Source organism: Stappia sp. TSB10P1A (genome assembly GCF_900185725.1).
Classification (GTDB): Bacteria; Pseudomonadota; Alphaproteobacteria; order Rhizobiales; family Stappiaceae; genus Stappia.
In genome coordinates this window covers 19,934-34,903 of the sequence record NZ_FYAU01000018.1, presented here as the reverse complement: position 1 = coordinate 34,903, position 14,970 = coordinate 19,934, and the positions used below count along the sequence as shown (strand labels likewise).

At 67.2% G+C, this 14,970-nt stretch carries 13 protein-coding genes; 10 read left to right on the top strand and 3 right to left on the bottom strand.

All coding sequences use genetic code 11. From position 1 onward, the window contains the following. The first annotated feature begins 190 nt into the window (after positions 1-190). The 5 genes from TSB10P1A_RS06815 (at position 191) to TSB10P1A_RS06795 (ending at position 5,369) form a co-directional block, all read left to right on the top strand. On the top strand, positions 191-982 hold the full coding sequence (locus TSB10P1A_RS06815; protein ID WP_186387163.1) for a DeoR/GlpR family DNA-binding transcription regulator: 792 nt from the start codon (positions 191-193) through the stop codon (positions 980-982). Then, a complete protein-coding gene (locus tag TSB10P1A_RS06810) occupies positions 982-2,055 on the top strand; it encodes an ABC transporter ATP-binding protein (RefSeq protein WP_186387162.1) in 1,074 nt (357 codons plus the stop codon). The genes TSB10P1A_RS06815 and TSB10P1A_RS06810 overlap by 1 nt, the downstream gene beginning before the upstream one ends. 135 nt (positions 2,056-2,190) lie before the next feature. Beyond that, positions 2,191-3,486: an ABC transporter substrate-binding protein gene (locus TSB10P1A_RS06805; RefSeq protein WP_244293013.1), complete on the top strand. Its 1,296-nt coding sequence runs from the start codon at positions 2,191-2,193 to the stop codon at positions 3,484-3,486. A gap of 153 nt (positions 3,487-3,639) precedes the next feature. Continuing rightward, positions 3,640-4,521, top strand: coding sequence for a carbohydrate ABC transporter permease (locus tag TSB10P1A_RS06800; RefSeq protein ID WP_186387161.1), 882 nt, complete (start codon positions 3,640-3,642; stop codon positions 4,519-4,521). After that, a complete protein-coding gene (locus TSB10P1A_RS06795; RefSeq protein ID WP_186387160.1) occupies positions 4,518-5,369 on the top strand; it encodes a carbohydrate ABC transporter permease in 852 nt (283 codons plus the stop codon). Before TSB10P1A_RS06800 ends, TSB10P1A_RS06795 begins: the two co-directional genes overlap by 4 nt. Positions 5,370-5,450: 81 nt before the next feature. Here the strand turns inward: TSB10P1A_RS06795 and TSB10P1A_RS06790 are convergent, their stop codons facing one another. After that, positions 5,451-7,427 carry a VWA domain-containing protein gene (locus tag TSB10P1A_RS06790; protein ID WP_186387159.1) on the bottom strand — a complete coding sequence of 659 codons (1,977 nt, stop codon included), beginning with the start codon at positions 7,425-7,427 and terminating at the stop codon, positions 5,451-5,453. A gap of 295 nt (positions 7,428-7,722) precedes the next feature. Between TSB10P1A_RS06790 and TSB10P1A_RS06785 the strand changes: the two genes are divergently transcribed. Then, a complete protein-coding gene (locus TSB10P1A_RS06785; protein WP_186387158.1) occupies positions 7,723-8,370 on the top strand; it encodes an AprI/Inh family metalloprotease inhibitor in 648 nt (215 codons plus the stop codon). Positions 8,371-8,409: 39 nt separating this feature from the next. Here TSB10P1A_RS06785 and TSB10P1A_RS06780 read toward each other — a convergent pair whose 3' ends face one another. Together TSB10P1A_RS06780 and TSB10P1A_RS06775 are read right to left on the bottom strand one after the other, a co-directional pair. Then, complete coding sequence (locus TSB10P1A_RS06780) at positions 8,410-9,462, bottom strand: helix-turn-helix domain-containing protein (protein WP_186387157.1); 1,053 nt, start codon at positions 9,460-9,462, stop codon at positions 8,410-8,412. Between the two features lie 123 nt (positions 9,463-9,585). Then, positions 9,586-10,275, bottom strand: coding sequence for an MOSC domain-containing protein (locus TSB10P1A_RS06775; RefSeq protein ID WP_186387156.1), 690 nt, complete (start codon positions 10,273-10,275; stop codon positions 9,586-9,588). A gap of 303 nt (positions 10,276-10,578) precedes the next feature. Here TSB10P1A_RS06775 and TSB10P1A_RS06770 point away from each other — a divergent pair, with 303 nt between their 5' ends. Genes TSB10P1A_RS06770 through TSB10P1A_RS06755 form a run of 4 tightly spaced genes read left to right on the top strand, consistent with a single transcriptional unit; the run spans position 10,579 to position 14,946 of the window. Then, positions 10,579-11,292, top strand: a complete 714-nt coding sequence (locus tag TSB10P1A_RS06770) for a FadR/GntR family transcriptional regulator (RefSeq protein WP_186387155.1) — start codon at positions 10,579-10,581, stop codon at positions 11,290-11,292. Continuing rightward, positions 11,282-12,307 carry an ABC transporter ATP-binding protein gene (locus TSB10P1A_RS06765; protein ID WP_186387154.1) on the top strand — a complete coding sequence of 342 codons (1,026 nt, stop codon included), beginning with the start codon at positions 11,282-11,284 and terminating at the stop codon, positions 12,305-12,307. The genes TSB10P1A_RS06770 and TSB10P1A_RS06765 overlap by 11 nt, the downstream gene beginning before the upstream one ends. Beyond that, on the top strand, positions 12,304-13,401 hold the full coding sequence (locus TSB10P1A_RS06760) for an ABC transporter ATP-binding protein (protein WP_186387153.1): 1,098 nt from the start codon (positions 12,304-12,306) through the stop codon (positions 13,399-13,401). The genes TSB10P1A_RS06765 and TSB10P1A_RS06760 overlap by 4 nt, the downstream gene beginning before the upstream one ends. Before the next feature lie 33 nt (positions 13,402-13,434). Further along, positions 13,435-14,946 (top strand): ABC transporter substrate-binding protein, encoded by a 1,512-nt coding sequence (locus TSB10P1A_RS06755; RefSeq protein WP_186387152.1) that lies wholly within the window; start codon positions 13,435-13,437, stop codon positions 14,944-14,946. Positions 14,947-14,970 lie beyond the last annotated feature (24 nt).

Here is a 14,970-nt window from a genome sequence, read left to right as displayed (position 1 = left end):
CTCATCGCGGCCGGCAAACCGCAATCAGTTCGCTCGACCAAGCCCTTCCGCAGAACAGACAGGCCTCCCAAGAACGGTCACCTCCCGGATCGGACAATTCTGTCATTGTATGTTCATATGAGCGTTGTGCTATGTTCATATGAACGAAGTAGAGACGGAACGTCCGCATTCGGGAGGAAGACAGTCGCTCATGACCGGCGACCTGACCATAACCGCGCGCCAGCGCGAGATCGCCGACCTCGTGCAGTCGAACGGCTTCGCCTCGGTCGAGGCGCTGGCCGAGCGCTTCGAGGTGACCACCCAGACCATCCGGCGCGACCTCACCCGGCTGTGCGAGCACGGCATTCTGCGGCGCACCCATGGCGGTGTCGAGCCGCCGGCCCCGGCGGGCAACCTGCACTACGCGCGGCGCCAGATCCTGAACCTGCCACAGAAGCGGGCGATTGCCGAGACGGTCGCACGCCATGTGCCGGACAGTGCCTCGCTGGCCTTCTCCATCGGCACAACGCCGGAGATCGTCATGCAGGCGCTCACCCGGCATGAGGGCCTCCGGGTCTTCACCAACAACCTGCATGTCGCCTTCTCGGCCTCGCAGAACCCCGGTTTCGAGGTGACCATCGCCGGCGGCCGGCTGCGCCACGGCGACCGCGACATCCTCGGCGCCGATACCGAGCGGTTCTTCTCCGCCTATAAGGTCGACATCGGCGTCTTCGGCGTTGCCGGGGTCGATGCCGACGGCACGCTGCTCGACTTCCACGAGGACGAGGTCGCCGCGCGCCAGGCGATCCTCGCCAATTGCCGCCGCGCCTTCCTGGTGCTCGACGCCAGCAAGTTCGGCCGCCCCGCGCATGTGCGCGGCGGTCATATCACCGACGTTGCCGCGGTGTTCTGCGACACCGCCCTGCCCGCTCCCATCCAGGCGCTGCTCGCGGCCGCCGGACGCGAGAGCGTGGTGTGCACCAACACCGGCGAGGAGCGCTGATGACCGCGACCGATACCCGCCCGGGCGGGCAGGAAATCCTGCTTGAGACTGTCTCGAAGGTCTGGGGCGCCCACAAGGCGGTCGACGACCTGTCGATCCGCGTGCCCGCCGGCACCTTCACCGTCCTGCTCGGCCCCTCGGGCTGCGGCAAGTCGACGACGCTGAGGATGATCGCCGGCCTGGAAAGCGCCGATGCGGGACGTATCCTGATCGGCGGGCGCGACGTCACCCATCTGCCGGCGGCCGAGCGCAACCTCGCCATGGTGTTCCAGTCCTATGCGCTGTTTCCGCATCTCGACGTCGCCGAGAACATCGTCTTCGGCCTGAAGGTGCGCCGGATGGCGAGGGACGAGCGTGAGGCGCGGTTGAAGCGCGTTGCCGAGCTCCTGGGCCTGTCCGCGCTGCTCGACCGCAAACCCTCGCAACTGTCCGGCGGCCAGCAGCAGCGCGTGGCGCTGGGGCGGGCGATCATCGCCGAGCGGCCAGTCTGTCTGATGGACGAGCCGCTCTCCAATCTCGACGCCAAGCTGCGCCACGAGATGCGGGTGGAGATCCGCGCGCTGCAGAAGAAGCTCGGCTTCACCATGGTCTATGTCACCCACGACCAGGTCGAGGCCATCACCATGGCCGATCAGGTGGTGCTGCTGAATGGCGGCCGGCTGGAACAGGCGAGCGATCCGCGCGCGCTCTACCAGCGGCCCGAGACGCCATTCGCGGCCCGCTTCATCGGCGTACCGCCGATGAACGTGCTGCCGGGTGCGCTGCTGGCGCATGTGGATGCCGATCTCGCCGCCCACAAGGTCGGCCTGCGCCCCGAAGCCTTGACGCTCGCCGCCGCCGGTCCGCTCGCCGCACGGGTTACCAGCCTCGAATATCTCGGCGCCGACATGCTGATCGACTGCGCGGCGAACGGTGCGACCTTCACCGTCCGCCTGCCTGGCGACCACGACATCGCCACAGGCACCGAGATCCGCCTCGGCTTCGCGCCGCAGGACCTGCACGTCTTCGACGGCACCGCCGGCCACCGCCGCGATGATCTGGCGATGGCGGCCGGAGCCCGGCTCGCCGGCTGAACCCGCGGGCGGACCCAAACGAATGACGGGCCGGTCGCTCCCGGCCCCGACAGGAAACGCTCCCGCCCCACGCGCGGGACGTGACGCCGGCACAGCCAGCGCGAAGCGGCCGGCACAACATGAGGGAAGGCAGACATGTTGAAATCGATGCTGATGAAGGCCGCCGCCACGGCGACCCTGACAACCGGACTGGCACTCGGCACCTGGGCCTCCGCCCAGGCCGTCGAACTGCAGTTCTTCTTTCCGGTGGCCGTCGGCGGCAAGGCCGCCGATACCATCCAGGCCCTGACCGACGAATATGTCGCGAACAACCCGGGCGTGAAGATCGACGCCGTCTATTCCGGCTCGTATCAGGACACCATCGCCAAGGTGATCACCGCCTCGCGCGGTGGCACGCCGCCGCAGCTCTCCATGGCGCTGTCGGCCGACATGTTCACCCTGATCGACGAGGACCTGGTCGTCCCCTTCGACGACTACCTGAAGAGCGACGAGGACAAGGCCTGGATCGAGGGCTTCTATCCGGCCTTCATGGAAAACAGCCAGACCGGCGGCAAGACCTACGGTATCCCGTTCCAGCGTTCCACCCCGGTGATGTACTGGAACAAGGAGGCCTTCAAGGAGGCCGGCCTCGACCCCGAGACGCCGCCGGCGACCTGGGAAGAGCTGGTCGAATTCGGCAAGAAGCTGACCAAGAAGGACGCCAACGGCAACGTCACCCAGTGGGGCGTGCGCATCCCGAGCTCCGGCTTCCCCTACTGGCTGTTCCAGGGCCTGACGACGCAGAACGACGTGATCCTGGCCAACAGCGAGGGCAACAAGACCAATTTCGACGATCCGAAGGTGGCCGAGGCACTGCAATACCTGGTCGACCTCTCCACCAAGCACGGCGTGATGGAGCCGGGCATCGTCGAGTGGGGCGCAACGCCGAAGGCCTTCTTCGAGCGTCAGGCCGCGATCATGTGGACCACCACCGGCAACCTGACCAACGTGCGTGACAACGCGCCGTTCGAGTTCGGCGTCGCCATGCTGCCGGCCAACAAGCGCCGCGGCGCCCCGACCGGCGGCGGCAACTTCTACCTGTTCAAGGGCGCATCCGAGGAGCAGCTCACCGCCGCCGCCGACTTCGTGAAGTGGATCACCGGCCCCGAGCAGGCGGCCAAGTGGACCATCGCCACCGGCTATGTCGCCCCGCGGCCCGATGCCTGGGAAACCGAGGCGATGAAGACCTACGCGGCCGAATTCCCGCCGGCGACGGTTGCCCGCGACCAGCTCGAATTCGCTGTTGCGGAGCTGGCAACCTACCAGAACCAGCGCATCACGACGTTCTTCAACGATGCGCTGGCCGCTGCAATCACCGGCCAGAAAGACGCGGCAACTGCGCTGCAGGAAGCCCAGGCCCAGGCCGACGCGGTCCTTGCCGAGTATCGCTGAACCTGCGGGGCGCACGGCGCCCCCGACGACACCAGAAGGGGGATCGGCGGCGCCTGCCGCCGGTCCCCGCCGGGTGACCGATCCCCGGCGACAGACAGGACACGGAGCAGGGCGAGGACGATGACGACCCCGACAGGACGCGCGAGAGTGCCGATGCTGATCCGCAGCCGCGAGTGGGTTCACGCGTGGCTGCTGCTGCTTCCCGCGCTCTTCTTCCTCTTCGCCTTCACCCATGTGCCGGCGGTGATGACGCTGTGGAACAGCTTCTACTCCACTCCGCGCGGTCGCCGGCCGGCCCGCTTCATCGGCATCGAGAACTACGAGCGGATGATCGGCGATCCGGTCTTCTGGAAGGTCCTCGGCAACAATCTGTGGTTCGCCCTCGGCACGATCCCCACATCCATCGCCATCGCCATCGCCATGGCCCTGTGGGTCAACGACCGGCTGGCCGGACGCGGCTTCGTGCGCATGGCCTATTTCACCCCGACCGTGCTGCCGCTGATCGCCGTCGCCAATATCTGGCTGTTCTTCTACACGCCCGGCTTCGGCCTCATCGACCAGGCCGCATCGACCCTGTTCGGCTGGCCGCAGACCAACTGGCTCGGCGATCCGGCGACCGCTCTCAACGCGGTGATCGTCGTCACCGTGTGGAAGGAAGCCGGCTTCTTCATGATCTTCTACCTTGCGGCGCTGCAGGCGATCCCGCCCTCCCTGGTGGAGGCGGCGAAGATCGAAGGCGCCGGCCGCTGGACGATCTTCTGGCGCATCACCTTCCCCCTGATGATGCCGACGACGCTGTTCGTGTCGATCAACGCGGTGATCAACTCTTTCCGCCTGGTCGACCACATCTTCATCCTGACCAATGGCGGTCCGGACAACGCCTCCTCGCTGCTGCTGTTCTACATCTACGAGACGGCCTTCAAATACTGGGAGACCGGCTACGGCGCGACGCTGACCGTCGCCATGCTGGCGATCCTGTGCGCGCTCGCCATCGGCCAGTTCTTCTTCTTCGACCGTAGGGTGCACTACAAATGATCGCCGCAGCCGACGCCCCCGCCCGCCCGCGCCGCCGGCGCTTCGACCTCGACCGCGCGCTCAACACGCTCGCCGCCTGGGCGCTGGCGCTGCTGTGGATCCTGCCGCTGGCCTTCGCGATCTGGACGGCAATCCACCCGTCCGCCTACGAGGCCCGCTTCGAGCTGCTGGCGCCGCTCACCTTCGAGAATTTCGAAAAGGCCTGGGGGGCCGCGCCCTTCGCGCGCTACTTCCTCAACACCTTCATGCTGGTGACGCTGATCCTCGCCGGCCAGTTCCTGCTGTGCACGCTCGCCGCCTATGCCTTCGCGCGCTTCGCCTTTCCCGGCCGCTCGATCCTGTTCACCCTGGTGCTGCTGCAATTGCTGGTGATGCCGGACATCCTGATCGTCGAGAACTACAAGACCATGCGCATCCTTGGCCTGGTGGACACGATCCCGGCGATCGCCCTGCCCTATATCGCCTCCGGCTTCGGCATCTTCCTGCTGCGCCAGACCTTCCTGACCGTGCCGCGCGAACTCGACGAGGCCGCGCGCATCGAGGGTGCCACGGTGCTCGGCATCCTGTGGCGGGTCTATATCCCGCTCGCCAAGCCGACCTATCTCGCCTACGGCCTCGTCTCGGTCAGCCACCACTGGAACAATTTCCTGTGGCCGCTGATCGTCACCAACTCGGTCGACACGCGCCCGGTGACGGTCGGCCTCAGCATCTTCTCCGCCATCGACTCCGGCATCGAATGGTCGGTGATCAATGCTGCGACGCTGATGACCTCGGGCCCGCTGCTGATTGCCTTCCTGCTGTTCCAGCGGCAGTTCGTGCAGAGCTTCATGCGCGCCGGCATCAAGTAGGACGGATCGCTTCCGCCAAATGCAAGACACCCCGGCAGGTCATCCGCCTGCCGGGGTGTCGATATATTGGCAGCGCTCGCCCTACTTCACCGTCACCGGCACCCGAGCAATGACGCGATGCTCTCCGGTGGCGATCACATAGCGCAGCTCGTACTGGCCCGGCTCCGTCGGCGCCATCACCGTGATATGGCCGTCGGCGATATTCTCGGCACTGTTCCACGCCCCTCCGATATAGGCGGCATCGCCCTCGTCAGGCCGTGCGAAGCCGATCCAGTTGGCATTCGCCACCGGACCTTGCGCCGTCACCCGTACCTCGCTGCCGGCGACGACCTCTGCCGGGGCCTCGAGCGTCACCTCGGCCTCCGCCACGGTGACGGGGAGCGAGGCCAGCACCTTCACCCCGTCCGAAGCCGAGAGCACGTAGCGCAGTTCGTAGTCGCCCGCGACCGCCGGCGTCGACAGGCGAACGCTGGTGCCCTCCGGCATGGCCCAGCCGAGATAGCTGCCCGCATCGGAGCCGACGGGGGCGAAGCCGACCCAGTCGCGGCTGCCTCCGGGGCCCGTCCAGGCGACAGTCACATAACCGCCGACCACGACAGGGCCCTCGACCGAGACCGACGCCGGCGACTCGACCACCTTGAAGGCCTTGCGGACCATCACCTGGCCGTCATTGCCGGCGATATAGACCGCCTCGTAATCGCCGGGCTCGGACGGCGCCTGCATGGTCAGCACCGGCCCCTCCACTACATAGGCGTAACGGTTTCCGGACGCATCCGCCGAGCCCCCAACCGGCACGAACGCAAGATAGTCTCGATCCCCGTTCGGGCCGCGCCAGGACACCTGCGTCATCGTGCCGGCCGGCACCTCCGCCGCAAGGTCGATCGCAAGATCCGCCGGCGTCACCTCGACAGCAGCGGTGGCGAGGATGCGATCCCCGCCCTTCGCCCACACATAGGCAACGGCATAGCTGCCCACCTCCGACGGCAGGCGCATGTCCAGCGGACTGCCATCACGGATCCAGGCCCAGTTGTCGACCTCCAGACGCTGGCCGCCCGCATCCAGGATACGCAGGAAGTCGCCCTCCTCCATCGGGCCGGTGAAGCTGACCGAGACGGTGGAGGCTGCCGGGGCGGAGGATACGGCCAGAACAATGCTTGCCTGCGGCACATCGCTGGCGAGCCTGACGACGACCGACGCGCCCTGATCGGCGACCGTCACCTCGACACCCCCGGCGCGCTCGCCGGCCGTGGCGCTGACGAGATAGTCGCCGGGCGCAAGATCCATCTTCGCCTCGTTGCCGCCGAGCGTTGCGACAAGCTGCTCGCTCGCCGCATCGACCACCGTCCAGTCGACCTGCCCGTTCACCGGCGCGCCGGTTTCCACCTCGACCGCGCGGAAGGTCACCGGGAAGCCCGCCGGCTCCGCCGAAACTGCCTCTGTCGAGCTCCTCAGCGCCTCCGCCAGTTCCCCGGCATTGCGGGCGTTGAAATAGCGCCCGCCGGTCGCCGAGGCGATGCAGGCGATCTTTGCCTGATCAGCGCGCGAGGCGATGTCGAAGCCGATGACATGGGCGGTGAAGTCGATGCCGCCGGCGGCAAGCTCGCGGGCAAGCGCGCAAGGATCGCCGCCGCAGGTCTCGATACCATCGGAAATCAGCACCAGCCGCGCCGGCCGGTCGTTGGCGTTGAGACTGGCCGCCGCCTGCCGCAGCGCCTCGGTGATCGGCGTCTTGCCGCGCGGCTTCATCGCCGCCACGGCGCGGTTCAGGGCCGCCCGGTCGAGCGGCGTGATCGGCACCACCTGTTCGACGTCGCCGCAATCGCCGGTGCGCCGGTGACCATAGGCCATCAGGCCGGTCGGCGCGCCGTCGGGAAGGGTGTCGACGAGCCCCGCAAGGGCCTCGCGGGCGATCTCGACCTTGGCCACCCCGTCGATCTGTCCCCACATGGAGTTCGACATGTCGATCACGAGCAACGTGTCGGGCTGCGTGTCCTGTGCCGCCACGGACGGCACAGCCAGTGCCGTCGCCAGGAGCGCGGCAATTCCTGTCTGTCGCAAAACGAACCTCCACCGGATGCATGAAACACCGCGCACAACTGCAGGCGGGCAAAGCCACAATAGCGGCTGCGGTACGACGCGATGTGACACCCGTCACGAGATGAGGGTGGAAGACGCCGCGACCCGGGCTTGCAGGACGTCCGTTTTTCTCGGCACTGCGTCCGGCATTGGCCGCCCCTGCTTGGCGGCTGGCGTGTCTGACGACAAGAAGGGGCGGCGTGCCATCCGCCGCACCAGGGGGGCAGTGTGGCACGAACCTCCGGACGGACTTCAAAAACGGTTTCAGGATACGCGCATGACCCAATCCCTTCCCGCGCTGTCGTCTCGCGGCCGCCTGACGGCTGCCCTGCTCTTTGCCGCCGCTCTTGCCGGCTGCCAGGCACCGGCGAGCTCCGGTCCACCGCCGCCGCCGGCCTTTGCCGCCCCGTCCTTCGGCGCGCCGGCTTTCGGCAGCACGCAGGCGCCGGCGGCCTCGCCGACCCAGCGCACCGCAACCCTGTCGTCCTCGACGAAATCCTGGGAGACGCCGGACGGCACCCGCCACACCAAATCGTCCAGCACCACCGCGTCCATGCGCGTCGATCCCAACGCGATGGGCAATGCCGCCGCGATGCTGTTCGGCGCGATGATGGGGCAATCCACAGCCGCCGCTCCCGCCCCCGTCAGCAAGGGCCAGATCGCCGGAGACTGGAATGTCGATGTCGACGGCAGGCAATGCCGACTGTCGCTGCGCCCGACCGGAGCTGGCATGGGCGACTTTGCCTCGACGTTCGGCTGCATCGGCACCGAGCTGCAAAGCGTCACAAGCTGGTCGCTGCGCGGCAACGAGGTTGTCCTGAACGGAATGATGAGCAAGCGTGTCGCCGTGCTTCGTCTCAGCGGCACGAACCGCATGGACGGCCCGCTCGATGGCTCCTCCGGGAAGGTCGTCGCCTGGCGCTGACGCGAAAGAGACAGGCGAGGCCTCGGTCTCGCCTGCACCTCAGGCGCTGATCAGGCGAATCCACTCCTCGTAGCGACGGTCGAGGTCGCGGTCGAACTCGCGGCCGCGCCGATGTGCCCATGCCGGGGTCGCGCGCATGTCGCGCGCCGTCGTGCCGAAGCGGGCGCGGAAGGCACGCGAGAAGGCACTGTCATTGGCGAAGCCGCAGTCGGCGGCGATCGCCGAAATCGGCTGCTCGGCGAAGCGATGGTCGATCAGCATGCGCAGCGCAAGGCGCAGCCGCTGCTCGCGGATATAGGCAAGGACACCGCCGAACGGTTCGAACATCTCATAGAGGCGGGTGCGCGAGACGCCGGAGAGGCGAGCTACCCGCGCCGGCGACAGGTCCGGATCGCGCAGGTGTTCGGCGATGCGCTGGCGTGCCCGCACCAGCAGCGCGAAAGCGATGCCGGCCTCGCCCTGCCCATCCTCTGACTTGCTCGCGTTGAGGCAGGCGGCGGTGAGCGCGAGGGTCGCGGCACTGGCTTCCGTGGCTTGCGACAGGCTCATCCCCGAGGCCAGCGACTTCAGAGCCGTCATATGGTCGACGAGGAGCCGGGCCAGCGGATTGCCCTGCGCCGAGATGATCTGCATATGCCGGTCGCCGCCCTGTTTCAGCAAGGGCTCGATCAAGGGCCGCGGCAGCAGCAGCGACAGATTGGTGAAGTCGCTGGTGCGCGAGCGCATCTCCTGAGCGAGATCGAAGACCACCAGCGCATCCTGGCCGAACACCTGCTCGCGGCCGCGATGGGTGAACTCCATCGTCCCGGCCTCGTAGATTTGGATCATCAGATGATCCATGCCGTCGCGGGCGATGGTGGCGGACGAACGCGCCCACTCCTGCGCCTGGGTATGGGTGCGCGCCATCGCCAGGTCGCCGATGACATGAGCGTCGAGTTCGGCGCGAAAGCCCTCGGCCCGGTGCTCCTTCGGCACGTCCACCTCGAACAGGCAGCCGATGCTCTCGCGCCAGACGTCGAACTGCTCGGCAACCGGCACCGCATCCAGCGAAAACACCGAATGCGGCACGCGCGATATATCTTCCGTCGTCAAAGGCCCCTCCGGGGAATTGCCAATCAGGTTTAGCAGGAGATCACGCTCCTGCAAGTCCCCGATCGCGGGCCCCGTCCACAGCCACACACGAAGGGCACCCGTGTCCGATGCCCAGGCAAGGAGTCATGCGCCCTTGAGGCGAGCCGTGGTATCCTCGGAAAAGCTGCCTTGCGACTTTTTCCCGAACGACGCGCGCCAGGACGCGGAGAGCGGCGGCAACGCCGCGATGGCCGCGGCGATCGCCGGGTCGAGACGCGGATCGAAGCGGGCGGCGACGATCCTGTCGAGCGGCCAGTCCGGCAGCGGACGCGCCTCCAGTTCCATCGTGTCGCCGACCGCGATCCGGCCTTCCTCGATAACCCGGTAGTACCAACCGGTCCGCCCGCTCTTCTGCATGGCGACCGCCATCTCGTCGATGCCGGTATGGGCCGGCAGCTTCCAGCAGGGTTGGCGGCCCTGGCAGATCTCCACCAAGGCGGTACCGATACGGAACCGGTCGCCAAGGCAGACATCGGCCTCGGTCACCCCGACCGTCGAGACATTCTCGCCGAAACCGCCGGCGACAAGTCGCCCGGCATGTTCGGGCCATCGCGCGGCCCAATAGGCATAGTGGTCGGCCGGATAGTGGTGCAGAGCCTTCTCCGGCCCGCCATGCACGCTGCGGTCGGCCTGCTCGTCCCCCGCGAGCCCCTCGAGCCCGACATCGAGCCCGTCCGTCACCGGCAGCTTGCCGATGGCCGAGGGCGGCTTGCCGTCCCATCGCTGACGCGCCTTGCCGATATAGAGGCCGCTGACGGATACGCTCATCTGCATGGGAAACTCCGGTCGGAAAAACAGGAAGCGCCACCATATGGGCGCGCGCGCCCCCTCACAAGCCGCCGACTGCCGCACCGCCGCCCACAGAGCCAACAACAACCGAACCAATAAGTGATTGGTTCGAGGGCAGAACACGCCCGTTCTTTCGGCAGATCACCTCTGAAGTGACCTGGATGGAGGCAGCACCGCTCACTCTGAGAGCAGTGCGAACAGACCCAGCGGCACCGGCTTGCCAGGCCCGAGATTTCGCGCCAATAATGGAACCAATAAACAAAAAGGTACGAGGCGAACGCGGCTTCCGTGACAGACGAAACTCAGACACAGCGCAATTCCAGCCTGGCGCTGGAACGGCTGCGCATCATCGTCGACCAGTTGGAGCGGGAAGCACGCGACCAATTGCCGACGGAGCGTGAACTGGCCGAACAGATCGGCGTCGGCCGCCGCGCCGTGCGTCGCGCGCTCGACGTGCTGGAAGCGGAGGGGCGGATCTGGCGCCGCCAGGGGGCCGGCACATTCATCTCCACCGCCCGCAGCGGCACCGAGAGCCGCATCCGCTATCTGCCCGAAATGAGCAACATGTTCGAGGTGATGGAGGTGCGGCTGCGCATCGAGCCGGCGCTGGCCCGCCTCGCCGCACTCCGCGCCACTCCCGCCGACATTGCCCGCATGCGCGAGATCTCCGACAAGGTCGCCAGGGCAACCGACATGGACAGCCGCGAGCTGTGGGACAGCTCACTGCACCGTGCCGTTGCCATGGCCGCCGGCAACACCCTGTTCCTCGCCCTGTTCGATGTGGTCGACCGGGTCCGCCAGGACGAGAACTGGCGCCATGTACGCGAGGCGCTGCGCACGCCGAGCTCGCAACGTCTCTACCATTCCCAGCATGAGGAACTGGTGGACGCGCTGGAGCGCCGCGACCCGGTCGCCGCCGAGCGAACCATGCGCAAGCACCTGCTCAGCCTGCAGGAACGCCTGATGCTGCAGACCGTCGAGGGGCACGCAGATGTCGAGTGAGACCGGCGCTGCACCCACGGTCGCATCCCGGACGCCGCTGCTGGTCGTCGACGATCTGGCCCTTCGCTTCGGCGACAGCTCGTCCAACGTCGTCGACGGCGTCAGCTTCGATGTCGCTGCCGGCGAGACGCTTTGCATCGTCGGCGAAAGCGGCTGCGGCAAGTCGGTGACCTCGCTGGCGCTGATGGGCCTCTTGCCGATGCCCCCGGCCGAGCTCGTGCGCGGCCGCGCCCTGTTCGAGGGGCGCGACCTCTTCACCCTCTCGCGCCGGGAGATGGGAAAGCTGCGCGGCGACCGCATGGCGATGATCTTCCAGGAGCCGATGACCTCGCTGAACCCGGTCTACACGGTCGGCGAGCAGATCGCGGAGATCGTCCGCCGCCACCGCCCCGTCGGGCGGACCGAGGCACGGGCCCGCGCGCTGGAGATGCTGGAGCGGGTCAAGGTGCCGGCTGCCAAACGCCGGCTCGACGATTATCCGCACCAGATGTCCGGCGGCATGCGCCAGCGGGTGATGATCGCCATGGCGCTTGCCAACGATCCGCGCCTGCTGATCGCCGACGAGCCGACCACCGCGCTCGACGTGACCATCCAGGCGCAGATCCTCGACCTGATGCGCGAATTGCAGCAGGAAACCGGCACGGCGCTCATCCTCATCACCCACGACCTCGGTGTGGTCGCCGAAATCGCCGACAAGGTCGCGGTGATGTATGCCGGACGCATCGTCGAGACCGGGCCGGTGGCCGCGATCTTCGACGACCCCCAGCATCCCTACACGCTCGGGCTGATCAGTTCGATCCCCTCGCTCGGCGAACGCGCCGGCCGGCTCGCCGCCATTCCCGGCATGGTGCCGACGGTCGAGCAGATGCCGGTGGGATGCCGCTTCGCCCCGCGCTGCCCGTTTTCCGATGCCGCCTGCCGCGCGGAGGCGCCGCCGCTGACAGAGGTGGCCAGCGGCCATGCCGTGGCCTGCCGCTACGCGCCGCTGGAGCGCCACTTCGGAGACGCGGCATGAGCGGTGAGAGACACGATGTGATCCTCGAAGCGCGGGGCCTCGCCAAGCGGTTCCCTGTCGGATGGAAGCTCTTCGGCGAGCGCCAGAGCGTGCGGGCCGTCGATGGCGTGTCGCTGAAGGTCCGTCGCGGCGAGACGCTGGCGGTGGTCGGCGAGAGCGGCTGCGGCAAGTCCACCCTCGCCCGGCTGCTGCTGCGGCTGATCGAGCCGAGCGAGGGCGAGGTGTTCTATGGCGGACGCGACATCGCCGCCCTGCCGAAAGGCGAGATGCGGCGCCTGCGCAAGGACCTGCAATTCATCTTCCAGGACCCCTTCTCCTCGCTCAACCCGCGCATGAGCGTCGGTGCCATCATCGGGGAGCCGATGCGCGTCCACGGCCTAGGAGATGCCGCCTGGTGCCGCGCCGAAGTCTCCCGCCTGCTGACCCGGGTCGGGCTGAGGGCGGAATTCGCCGACCGCTACCCGCACGAGTTTTCCGGCGGCCAGCGCCAGCGCATCGGCATTGCCAGGGCGCTCGCCTCCGGCCCCAAGGTGCTGATCGGGGATGAGCCGGTCTCCGCGCTCGACGTGTCGATCCAGGCCCAAGTGATCAACCTGCTGGAGGATCTGAAGCAAGAATATGACCTGACCCTGGTGCTGATCGCCCATGACCTTGCCGTGATCCGCCACATGAGCGACCGGGTGGCCGTGATGTATCTCGGCGAGATCGTCGAGCAGGGCGAGACGGACGCCGTCTACGCCGCACCGCGCCATCCCTATACCCGCGCCTTGATGCAGGCGATCCCGATCCCCAGCCCACGGGCGCGCAAGGCGGCGGTGCAGCTTGCCGGCGACGTGCCCTCGCCGCTCGCTCCGCCGCCCGGCTGCCGCTTCCACACCCGCTGCCCGCTTGCCGATGGCCGCTGCTCGACCGTCCACCCGCCGCTGCAGGAAGTCGAGCCCGGCCGCCACGTCGCCTGCCACCACTGGCAGCGGATGGCGGCCGAGGGTCAGGCTGCACTCATCGAACCGGAGGCCTCGCAGGCCGCCCGTCATCGCCTTTCGCTTTACCGGGACAGAAGCGAACGCCAGCAGAACTCCCGTCCCGCAACCTGAAAACAAAAGAACCTGACCAGAGGAGCCTTGAGAATGCGACAGAGTCTTCTTGCAGCCTTGCTGCTGAGTGCCAGCGCCCTTGTCGCGCTGCCGGCCGCCGCCGCCGACCTGCGGATCGGTCTCCAGGAGGATCCGGACGTTCTCGATCCGGATCAGTCCCGCACCTTTGTCGGCCGTATCGTCTATGCCTCGCTTTGCGACAAGCTGGTCGACATCACGCCGGAGCTCGAGATCGTGCCGATGCTGGCGACCGCATGGTCATGGTCTGAAGACGGCAAGGTGCTGACCATGGACCTGCGCGAAGGGGTCGTCTTCCATGACGGCACGCCCTTTGACGCGCAGGCCGTGAAAGCCAATATCGAGCGGTCGAAAACCCTGCCGGAAAGCCGCCGCAAGAGCGAGGTCCAGTCCATCGAAAGCGTCGAGGTGACCGGCCCGATGCAAGTGGCGATCACCGTCAACGAGCCCGACGCGACGCTGCTCGCCCAGCTCTCCGACCGGGCCGGCATGATGATCTCGCCGAGCGCAGCGTCTGCCGCCGGCGCCGATTTCGGTGCCAACCCGGTGTGCTCCGGCCCCTTCGTCTTCAAGGAGCGCATTCAGCAGGACCGCATCGTGCTGACGCGATTTGCCGACTACTGGAACGCCGACGCGATCCACTTCGACAGCGTCACCTTCCTGCCGATCCCCGACACGACCGTGCGCCTCGCCAACCTGCGTTCGGGCGATCTCGACATGCTGGAACGGCTGGCGGCCACCGACGCCGCCTCGGTGAAGGCCGATTCCCGCCTCGTCTATGCCGACGCGGTCAGCCTCGGCTATCAGGGCATCACCATCAACATCGGCAATGGCGAGCGCGGCGACAACCCCTTCGGCAATGATCCGAGGTTGCGCCAGGCCTTCGAACTGACGCTCGACCGCGACGCGATCAACCAGGTCGTGTTCGAGGGCGTCTTCGCGCCCGGCAACCAGCCCTTCCCGCCGACGAGCCCCTGGTACGACAAGGAGGTGCCGATCCCGACGCGGGACATCGCCAAGGCCAAGGAGCTGATGAAGGAGGCCGGCCACGAGACCTTCGAGCTGGAAGTGCAGGTCGCCAACAACCCCGTCCAGACCCAGTTGATGCAGGTGGTGCAGTCGATGGCCACCGAGGCCGGCTTCATCGTCAGGCTGAAGTCGATGGAATTCGCCAGTCTGCTCGCCGACCAGACCGCCGGCAACTATCAGGCAAGCCAGGTGGGCTGGTCGGGTCGCACCGACCCGGACGGCAACATCCACCAGTTCCTCACCTGCAATGGCGGCATCAACGACAGCAAATATTGCAATCCGGAGGTCGATGCGCTGCTCGACAAGGCGCGTACCAGCAACGACATCGCGGTTCGCAAGGAGAGCTATGACGCGGCCCTCAAGATCCTCTCGCAGGATCTGCCGATCATCTACCTCTATCACCAGACCTGGATCTGGGCGCTGGACGGCAAGGTCGAAGGCTTTGTTCCCTTTCCGGACGGCATGATCCGCCTGCAGGACGTCAAGTTCAAATCCTGATGTAACCCCTGCGGGGCCCGGACT

Coding starts and splice junctions, on each gene's coding strand:
- TSB10P1A_RS06760 (WP_186387153.1), top strand. CDS start 12,304: ATGAGCGGTGAGAGACACGATGTGATCCTCGAAGCGCGGGGCCTCGCC.
- TSB10P1A_RS06785 (WP_186387158.1), top strand. CDS start 7,723: ATGACCCAATCCCTTCCCGCGCTGTCGTCTCGCGGCCGCCTGACGGCT.
- TSB10P1A_RS06795 (WP_186387160.1), top strand. CDS start 4,518: ATGATCGCCGCAGCCGACGCCCCCGCCCGCCCGCGCCGCCGGCGCTTC.
- TSB10P1A_RS06765 (WP_186387154.1), top strand. CDS start 11,282: ATGTCGAGTGAGACCGGCGCTGCACCCACGGTCGCATCCCGGACGCCG.
- TSB10P1A_RS06800 (WP_186387161.1), top strand. CDS start 3,640: ATGCTGATCCGCAGCCGCGAGTGGGTTCACGCGTGGCTGCTGCTGCTT.
- TSB10P1A_RS06775 (WP_186387156.1), bottom strand. CDS start 10,275: ATGCAGATGAGCGTATCCGTCAGCGGCCTCTATATCGGCAAGGCGCGT.
- TSB10P1A_RS06805 (WP_244293013.1), top strand. CDS start 2,191: ATGTTGAAATCGATGCTGATGAAGGCCGCCGCCACGGCGACCCTGACA.
- TSB10P1A_RS06755 (WP_186387152.1), top strand. CDS start 13,435: ATGCGACAGAGTCTTCTTGCAGCCTTGCTGCTGAGTGCCAGCGCCCTT.
- TSB10P1A_RS06815 (WP_186387163.1), top strand. CDS start 191: ATGACCGGCGACCTGACCATAACCGCGCGCCAGCGCGAGATCGCCGAC.
- TSB10P1A_RS06810 (WP_186387162.1), top strand. CDS start 982: ATGACCGCGACCGATACCCGCCCGGGCGGGCAGGAAATCCTGCTTGAG.